Below are 8,437 nucleotides of genomic sequence, written 5' to 3'. Positions count from 1 at the left end.
TGGCGGTGTGACAACCGCCGCCGCTATTTATCGATTACGCGTTGGAATAGCGTTCGGTTTCCGGCATCCAGCGTTCAATCAGCGCCACCGCCTGTTGTGGGTAACGTTCGTGAATATGACGGGCAATGCGCTGAACTTCCGGAATAATTGCCTGATCGCGTAGTAAATCCGCTACTTTGAATTCCGCCGTCCCCGTCTGTCGTGTCCCCAGTAATTCTCCGGGGCCGCGAATCTCCAAATCCTTTTGCGCAATCACAAATCCGTCGTTACTGTCTCGCAGGACCTGCAGGCGTTTCTGCGCGGTTTTTGACAGCGGTGATTTGTAGAGCAGCACGCAGTGGGAGGCCACCGCGCCACGACCGACGCGGCCGCGTAGCTGATGCAGTTGGGCCAGACCTAAACGTTCCGGGTTTTCGATAATCATCAGGCTGGCGTTGGGGACGTCCACGCCGACTTCTATCACCGTGGTGGCGATCAACAGATGCAGTTCTCCCTGCTTGAAGGCAGCCATCACCGACTGCTTCTCAGCGGGCTTCATGCGTCCGTGCACCAGACCAATATTGAGTTCCGGTAGGGCAATTTTCAGCTCTTCCCACGTGGCTTCTGCCGCCTGGGCTTCTAACAATTCAGACTCTTCAATCAGCGTGCAGACCCAGTAAGCCTGACGTCCTTCATGGGTACAGGCGTTGCGCACGCGATCAATAATATCGCTGCGACGGGTATCCGGGATAGCGACCGTGGTGACCGGCGTACGACCCGGCGGGAGTTCGTCTATCACCGAGGTGTCGAGATCGGCGTAGGCGGTCATTGCCAGAGTACGCGGGATCGGCGTGGCAGTCATGATCAGCTGATGCGGGTGGAAACCCTGCTGCTGACCTTTTTCCCATAGAGCCAGACGTTGATGAACGCCAAAGCGGTGCTGTTCGTCGATAATCACCAGCGCCAGACCATTGAACTGAACCTGCTCCTGAAAAATGGCGTGTGTACCGACAATCATCTGTACCTGCCCGCTGGCAATGGCGTCCTGTTGGGCAAGACGCGCTTTACCTTTCTGCTTACCGGCCAACCAGCCGACTTCAATGCCAAGTGGGGCAAACCAGCTACGGAAGTTATTCGCATGCTGTTCGGCCAGCAGTTCGGTTGGTGCCATCAGCGCTACCTGCTGACCGTGGGCAATGGCCCGTAGGGCAGCGAGCGCGGCGACCAGGGTTTTACCAGATCCGACATCACCCTGTACCAGGCGCATCATCGGGACATCCAGCGCCATGTCGCGTTCGATCTCAGCGGTCACCCGCGCCTGTGCGGCTGTGGGTTTGAAGGGTAATGCGGCCAGCAGCTGGTTTTTCAACGTATCGTTGGCACTCAGTAACTGGGCATGAAAACGCTGCGCCCCGGCGCGCAATGCCAGCATACTGAGGTTATGGGCTAAGAGCTCTTCGAGGATCAGGCGCCGCTGCGCCGGATGTTGTCCGGTTTCTAGATCGCTGAGCTGTAACGATGGCGGTGGACGATGCAGCGTGCGCAGCGCTTCCGGTAGGCTCATCATGCCCTGTAACAGTTCGGGCGGCAGCAGTTCGGCAATGGCGCAGGTATCGAGCAAATCCAGCGCCTGATCGGTAAGTTTGCGCAGCGTAGCCTGCTTAACCCCTTCCGTGGTTGGGTAAACTGGCGTGAGCGTTTCCTGCAGTTCCGGGGTGCTGAGATCGCCCTGTACGCGGTATTCCGGGTGGATCATCTCTGCCCCGTATTTCCCGCGCTTGGCTTCACCGTAGGCCAGCACTCGCCGACCTGTCGCCAGGCTATTTTTCATTGCCGCGCTGAAGTTGAAAAAACGCATCGTCAGGATGCCGGAACCGTCGCTTATCTGGCAGGTCATCATTCGCCGACCACCGAAGGTGACAGTGCAGTTCAGCACTTCTCCTTCTACAGTGGCGTAGACGCCCGGCAAAAGCTCGCCAATTGGGTACAGATGCGTGCGGTCTTCATAACGCAGAGGAAGGTGTAACAGGAGATCCTGTACGGTGTGCAGGCCGATTTTAGCCAGTTTACTGCTTTGCGCTGCGCCAACGCCCGTCAGGGAATTAAGTGGAATGGCATCCAGTAAACGGCCTTTCATCGGATTTATCTCGCTGACTGCATAGTGGCCCACCACGCGGCATCGGCTTCAATTTCGCCCTGCGTATTGACGTGGGGGTAAGGGAGACCTTTGCGCTTTGCGACGTTGGCCAGCACCGGATAACCCCCTTCGAAAAGCAGGCGCTGCTGCTCGTCTTCCGGCAGCATGCTGTTATCTCGCTGGTACATGCCGGCGTTTTGCCGCTGGCGCTGTGCTTCATACAGAATGAGTGCGGAGGCAACCGAGACATTCAATGACTGCACCATGCCGGTCATAGGAATGATGATATCCCGATCCGCAAGGTCTAACGCTTCCTGGGTGATGCCGGTTTTTTCCTGACCCATCAGGATGCAGGTGGGGCGCGTGTAATCAATTTCGCGGAAATCGACAGCCTTATCAGAGAGATGCGTCGCCAGAATCTGCATGCCCTGATTTTTTAAATGGGTGACCGCATCGCCAATAGTCGGGTGGGTCTTGACTTGCACCCAGCTGTTACTGCCTGCGGCAGAAGAGAGCATGGTGCGCATGCGGCTACCCGGCCAGACGGCGTGGACTTCGTGCACACCGACTGCATCTGCGGTACGAACGATCGCAGAAACATTATGAGGTTTATGGACCTGCTCCATGCAGACGGTCAGATCGGGCTGACGCCTGGCGAGCATTTCACAAATACGCGCATAACGGTTTGAGTTCATTACACTTCATCCTTCGAACTGCCTCGGCGTTGGCTGCACTCACTTACCCCATTCACGTACTTCTGTACGCTCCTGGGGATTCATTCGCTTGCCGCCTTGATGCAATTCGAATGATTTTGTGTAAGCGCTAATTTCTATTACGTGTGACTTTAATAACGTCCGGCATTACGCGGATTTTGCGCATGATATTCGCCAGATGCACGCGATCGCGAGCGGTCAGGCGGATAAAGGCGCTGTAGACGCGACCGTCTTTTTCTTCCGTATTCAGGCTTTGAATATTGGAAGTCGTGGTGTTGATTGCCGCCGTCAGGTTAGCCAGAGCACCCTGGTGGTTAAACATCTCCACCTTGATTTCGGTGATGAATTCCTGCTCCGTTTCTTTGTCCCATTCCACCGCCATAAACTTCTCTGGCTCTTTCTGGTAACCACGGATGTTACGACAGGATTCATGGTGAATGACCAGACCTTTCCCCGGGCTGACGTGGGCGATAATCGGGTCACCAGGGATGGGACGACAGCATTTCGCGAAGGTGATCAGCACACCATCAGCGCCTTTGATCGGCAGATGGCCGTGGCCGGATTGCGCAGGAACATTCGCAGATGCGTCACCCTGCTGGAGGTTCTTCGCTACCACCACGCTCATGGCATTCCCCAGGCCGATTTCCGCGAGCAGATCGTCAAGCGTGGCGAGCTTCATGCGCTCAAGCTCACGCTGGATGCTCTCCTGCGGGATCTCAGCCAGTTTACGGCTGCCGCCTAAGGCATGGTTAAGCAGACGGCGACCCAGGCTAACGGAATCATCGCGCTTGAGGTTTTTCAACAGCTGGCGAATTTTGGCGCGGGCTTTCGAGCTAACGACAAAGTTGAGCCACGCCGCATTCGGACGCGCGCCCGGAGCGGTAATGATCTCAACAGTTTGGCCGCTGGAAAGCGACTGCGAAAGCGGGTAAGGCTGTCTGTCGACGCGTGCACCGACGCAGGCATGACCGATGTCGGTATGCACGGCATAAGCGAAATCGACAGGTGTTGCACCGGCAGGCAGTTCAACAATGCGCCCTTCCGGTGTGAAAACATAAATCTCATCCGGGAAGAGATCAGATTTGACGCTTTCAATAAATTCAAATGAGCTACCGGCACTCTGCTGCAGTTCCAGCAGGCTTTGCATCCAGCGCTGCGCGCGGATTTGCGCTGTGGTGCTGCTTTCACCGCCGTGCTCTTTATATGCCCAGTGCGCAGCAACCCCCATCTCCGCCATTTGGTCCATGTCTTCAGTACGAATTTGTACTTCAACCGGAACCCCGTGCGGACCGATCATCGAGGTGTGCAAAGACTGATATCCGTTCGCTTTCGGAATGGCGATATAGTCTTTCACGCGACCAGGACGGGGTTTGTACAGGCTGTGCATTTGACCAAGTACGCGATAACAGGTGTCGGCGTCGTGGACGATAACGCGAAACGCGTAGATGTCCATGATCGAGTGAAAACGCTGCTCTTTGAGCACCATTTTGCAGTAGATCGAGTACAGGTGTTTCTCGCGACCGCTTACGCGACACGGAATGCCTGCCTCCTGCAAACGCCCTTCGATTTCCGAGAGGATTTTTTGAATCATCTCTTTGCGGTTGCCGCGTGCGGCTTTAACCACTTCTTTAATCACGCGATAGCGGTTCGGGTACAGCGCTTCAAAACCCAACTCTTCCAGCTCGGTTTTAATGTGATGTATACCTAAACGGTGCGCCAGCGGACTGTAGATTTCGAGGGTTTCGCGGGCAATACGGCGACGTTTGTCCGGGCGTAATGAGCCCAGCGTGCGCATATTGTGGGTACGGTCAGCAAGTTTGATGAGAATGACGCGGATATCCTGCACCATCGCCATAATCATCTTGCGAAAGTTTTCGGCCTGCGCCTCTTTCTTATCGCGAAACTTAAGCTTATCAAGCTTCGATACCCCTTCAACCAGTTCTGCAACGCTTTTACCAAAAAGCTGTTCCATGTCCTGGTAGGTAGCGGGGGTATCTTCAATCACGTCATGCAGCAGCGCAGCCATTAGCGTTTCATAGTCGAGTTTCATCTCGGCCAGAATGCAGGCTACCGCTACCGGGTGCGTGATATAGGGTTCACCGCTTGAACGTGTCTGGCCCTCGTGAGCGTCACGTGCAACGAGATACGCCTGCCGAAGACGCTTAATCTGGTCTTCCGGCAGGTAGTTTTGAATCAGTTGATTCAGGCTTTCAAACAGATACAAGGGCGACCCGCTTTGTGATTAACGACGACCTTCAGCAATAGCGGTAACGGCTTGTAATTCAGCGGCTTCCTGCTCTTGCTGTTCCTGGCGCTCACGCACGTCGAGGATCTGGTTGTTGATCAGACCTTCTTCGATTTCGCGCAGCGCGATTACGGTAGTTTTATCGTTTTCTTCTGGTACAAGCGGATCCTTTCCGCCTGTCTGCATCTGACGAGCGCGACGCGCGGCGACCAGTACCAGGTCAAAACGGTTACCAATTTTCTCTACAGCGTCCTGAACAGTTACGCGTGCCATACTTAAAATGCTCCACAGGTGAAGAAATGACTGGGCATGATACTGAATGTGGGTTCAGTCTGCCAACAGTTTGCTGATTAAAGCGTCATGGCGCTGCTTTTGGCGGCTCATGCGCAGACGTTCGGCGCGAATGATCGTTTTCAAATCGCCCAAGGCAGTATCAAAATCATCATTCACAATCAGATAATCATATTCGGCGTAATGGCTCATTTCTGCAACAGCTTGTGCCATACGTTTTGCGATCACTTCTTCGCTATCCTGACCACGCCCACGCAGGCGACGGTCCAGTTCAATCTTAGAAGGCGGCAAAATAAAAATACTGCGTGCATGCGGCATTTTTTCACGAATTTGCTGCGCACCTTGCCAGTCGATATCTAAAAAGACATCTACGCCCGATGCCAGTACTTGCTCAATTGCCTCACGCGAGGTGCCGTAGTAATTGCCGAATACCTCTGCGTGTTCCAGAAACGCATCTCTGCCAATCATGGTCCTGAATTCATCATGGTTCACAAAGAAATAGTGTTCACCATGCACTTCCCCCGGGCGCGGCGCGCGCGTGGTGTGCGAAACAGAAACCTGGGTGTCATACAACGGTTGGGTCTTTAATAAAGCCTGAATCAGGCTGGATTTACCCGCGCCACTGGGGGCAGAAACAATATAAAGCGTGCCTTGAGCCATGAGTATCTTATGTATGTGATTGTCGAAAGAGAGCCTACATACGGGCTTATTATACACGTAGCCGCTATACGACGTAGTCTTTGTCACACTTTTTGCGCAGGATTATTGCGTTTTGCGTATCTTTTTCCTGTTTTATCGCAGAGTTGCTGCAACAAGTAAAAATGACCGGAAAGCTCCTCGCAGGATGGCTTTTTACCACTCGGATTCTCTGCCGCTTCGCGCTATACCTGCCGCGTAATACAACCTACAGCGGAGGTAGTGATGGCAATAAGGAAATACATGGTGCTGATTTTGCTGCTAGGGCACTTACCCGTATGGGCTGTGTGCCCGGTCTGGTCGCCAGCCAGGGCTCATGAGGAAATTTCACAGCTACAACAGCAGATAACCCAGTGGGATGCCAGCTACTGGCAGCAGGGGGTCAGTGCTGTAGACGATGGCGTTTATGACCAACTCAATGCGCAATTACGGCAGTGGCAGCGCTGTTTTGATGAGGAGCCTCAAGCCGAGGTGGTTGCCCCACCGATTAGCGGGACGATATCGCATCCCATTCCCCATACCGGTGTCCGTAAACTTGCAGATAAACCCGCGATACAACAATGGTTACGTAACCGCAGCGATGTATGGGTACAACCGAAGGTCGATGGGGTTGCGGTGACGCTGATTTATAAGGATGGCAGTCTTGTCAGGGCGATTAGTCGCGGAAATGGACTTAAAGGGGAAGACTGGACCCAGAAGGTTCGTCGGATCCCTTCCATACCGCAGACAACTAAAGGTCTGCTGGCGAACAGCACCTTACAGGGTGAAATATTTCTACAGCAGGAGGGGCATATCCAGCAAAAGAGAGGCGGAATGAACGCCCGCTCGAAGGTGGCAGGAATGCTGATGCGTCAGGATAATCCAGAGTCACTACACTCCCTGGCTGTTTTCATCTGGGCCTGGCCTGATGGCCCAGAGGCGATGCAGGAAAGACTCACGCTGCTCGCTGATGCGGGGTTCGGTTTTACGCAACACTATACTCAGCCCGTGAATAATGCAGATGAGGTCGAGCGTGCCCGTACACATTGGTGGACTTCCACATTGCCTTTCGTGACGGATGGTGTGGTGGTGCGCATGGGAAAAGAGCCGCCAGCGCGAAACTGGTTACCCGGACAGGGTGATTGGGTGGTGGCCTGGAAATATTCTCCGGTCGCTCGCGTGTCCGAGGTCATGGATATTCAGTTTTCTGTCGGTAAAAGTGGGAAAGTTGCCGTGGTCGCACTACTGGCTCCTGTCATGCTGGATGATAAACGGGTACAGCGTGTCAACGTCGGCTCTGTAAGACGCTGGAATGAATGGGATATTGCCCCAGGCGATCACCTCCTGATAAGCCTGGCCGGACAGGGCATTCCTCGCATCGATGAAGTTGTCTGGCGCGGCACTCAACGTACTAAACCTACGCCCCCAGAGGGGCACTTCAATTCATTGACCTGTTTTTATGCCACGCCTGAGTGTCAGCAACAGTTTGTTGCCCGACTGGTCTGGCTGAGTGCAAAAGAGGTGCTGGATTTTGAGGGTATCGGCGAGGCGGGATGGCGGGAACTCCATCAGGTGTATCGCTTTGAACATATCTTTTCCTGGCTGGCATTAACCCCGGAGCAATTACAGTCCGCGCTTGGGGTAAGCAAGGGAGAGAAGCTGTGGCATCAATTCAATCTGTCACGGCAGCGTCCTTTTACTCGCTGGCTAATCGCCATGGGCATACCGTTAACACAGGTAACACTTAACGCCAGTCACGAGAGTACCTGGCGGCAATTACAGGCGTGCGATGAGAGCCGTTGGCGCCAACTTCCCTCCACGGGGGAGCGTCGTGCCAGACAGGTGATTCAATGGCGGGATAATCGGCAAGTCAACGCGCTGAGCAACTGGTTGGCCGCTCAGCGCGTTACTGGATTTATGCCTTAATGGCCTTCATGGTGATAATAAAACACCGGCAGCCCTAGCTTCAGGCGCAGCGCCAATAATCGCGCGGTAAAACCGAATAGCAGGGTGGAGATAACGACCACATCGTGGTTGGAAACATAATGTTGTAGCACGATGTACAACACGGCAGCGGCAAATGACACCCCGGCATACAGTTCTTTCTGGAACACCAGCGGAATGCGTTTGCAGAACATATCGCGCAATACGCCACCAAAGACACCGGTGGTGACTGCTGCTACAACGGCAATGATTGGTCCATGTCCCATATCAAGTGCAACCTGTGCGCCGATAATCGAGAACACCACCAGGCCTAGTGCATCCAGTACGAGGAAAATCTTGCGCAGGTAGGGCATGACGGGAGCAATAATTGTGGTTAGCACCGCGGCGGTCGCCACAATAATGACGTACTCAGGATGTTTCACCCAGCCGAGAGGATAATGGCCGAGAAGAATA

Annotated in this window: 7 protein-coding genes; 1 reads left to right on the top strand and 6 read right to left on the bottom strand. The window is 54.1% G+C overall.

Annotated elements, in window-relative coordinates; translation table 11 throughout:
* Nucleotides 1–34 precede the first annotated feature (34 nt).
* The 5 genes from recG to gmk form a co-directional block, all read right to left on the bottom strand.
* On the bottom strand, nt 35–2,116 hold the full coding sequence (gene recG, locus FDX01_RS13840; protein ID WP_137399944.1) for an ATP-dependent DNA helicase RecG: 2,082 nt from the start codon (nt 2,114–2,116) through the stop codon (nt 35–37).
* A gap of 5 nt (nt 2,117–2,121) precedes the next feature.
* A complete protein-coding gene (trmH, locus tag FDX01_RS13835; protein WP_096759065.1) occupies nt 2,122–2,811 on the bottom strand; it encodes a tRNA (guanosine(18)-2'-O)-methyltransferase TrmH in 690 nt (229 codons plus the stop codon).
* 127 nt (nt 2,812–2,938) lie between these two features.
* Complete coding sequence (gene spoT / locus FDX01_RS13830; protein WP_096759066.1) at nt 2,939–5,053, bottom strand: bifunctional GTP diphosphokinase/guanosine-3',5'-bis pyrophosphate 3'-pyrophosphohydrolase; 2,115 nt, start codon at nt 5,051–5,053, stop codon at nt 2,939–2,941.
* Between the two features lie 18 nt (nt 5,054–5,071).
* Entirely contained in the window at nt 5,072–5,347 is a 276-nt protein-coding gene (gene rpoZ / locus FDX01_RS13825; protein ID WP_002442542.1) for a DNA-directed RNA polymerase subunit omega, read from the bottom strand.
* Between the two features lie 54 nt (nt 5,348–5,401).
* Nucleotides 5,402–6,025, bottom strand: a complete 624-nt coding sequence (gene gmk / locus FDX01_RS13820; protein WP_005122601.1) for a guanylate kinase — start codon at nt 6,023–6,025, stop codon at nt 5,402–5,404.
* Between the two features lie 261 nt (nt 6,026–6,286).
* On the opposite strand from gmk, the gene ligB reads away from it, so the two are divergent.
* Nucleotides 6,287–7,966, top strand: a complete 1,680-nt coding sequence (gene ligB / locus FDX01_RS13815; protein ID WP_137399943.1) for an NAD-dependent DNA ligase LigB — start codon at nt 6,287–6,289, stop codon at nt 7,964–7,966.
* Here the strand turns inward: ligB and FDX01_RS13810 are convergent.
* A partial coding sequence (locus FDX01_RS13810; protein WP_249360984.1) for a trimeric intracellular cation channel family protein occupies nt 7,963–8,437 on the bottom strand: 475 nt, incomplete at its 5' end. The two genes, ligB and FDX01_RS13810, sit on opposite strands and share 4 nt — an antisense overlap.

The organism is Citrobacter sp. wls613 (genome assembly GCF_005281195.1).
Classification (GTDB): domain Bacteria; phylum Pseudomonadota; class Gammaproteobacteria; order Enterobacterales; family Enterobacteriaceae; genus Citrobacter; species Citrobacter gillenii.
This window is presented reverse-complemented; position numbering and strand designations above follow the sequence as displayed.